The organism is Mitsuaria sp. WAJ17 (assembly GCF_014174515.1).
GTDB lineage: Bacteria > Pseudomonadota > Gammaproteobacteria > Burkholderiales > Burkholderiaceae_C > Roseateles_B.
The window spans coordinates 1-503 of sequence record NZ_JACJUG010000108.1; the positions used below are offsets into that span (position 1 = coordinate 1).

General features: G+C 68.2%; 1 pseudogene. It reads left to right on the forward strand.

Annotation, left to right across the window (positions count from 1 at the left end):
* Positions 1 to 503 (forward strand): annotated as a pseudogene (locus tag H5407_RS24915) (heme utilization protein); the annotation flags it as partial.

The following is a 503-nucleotide window of genomic DNA, read 5'->3' on the forward strand; positions in this document are numbered from 1 at the left end:
CAAGGTGCTCACCAGCGCCCAGGTCGGCGCCCTGAGCTCCGACCAGGTCAAGACCCTGCAGACCGAGGACCTCGCCTCCATCAACACCGCGGCCCTGCGCGGCATGAACTCGGCCCAACTGGCCGCCCTGACCACCGACGAGATCGTGGCCCTGACCACGGCCCAGGCCGCCGCGCTCACCAGCAACCAGGTCGGCGGACTGACCAGCGACCAGATTGTCAAGATCGAGACCGACGACCTGCGGGCCATCAACACCGGCACGCTCAAGGCACTGAGCAGCGATCAGATCGCCGCGCTGACCAGCGACCAGATCGTGACCCTGACCACGGCCCAGATCGCCGCCCTGGCCACCTCGCCGGCCAACCAGTTCAGCGGTTTCTCGACCGACGAGATCAAGGCCCTGACCACCGCCCAGGCCGCGGCGCTCACCAGCGCACAGGTCAAGGGTCTGAGCACCGACCAGGTGGCCGCGCTGGAGACCGATGATCTGCGCGCCATCAGCA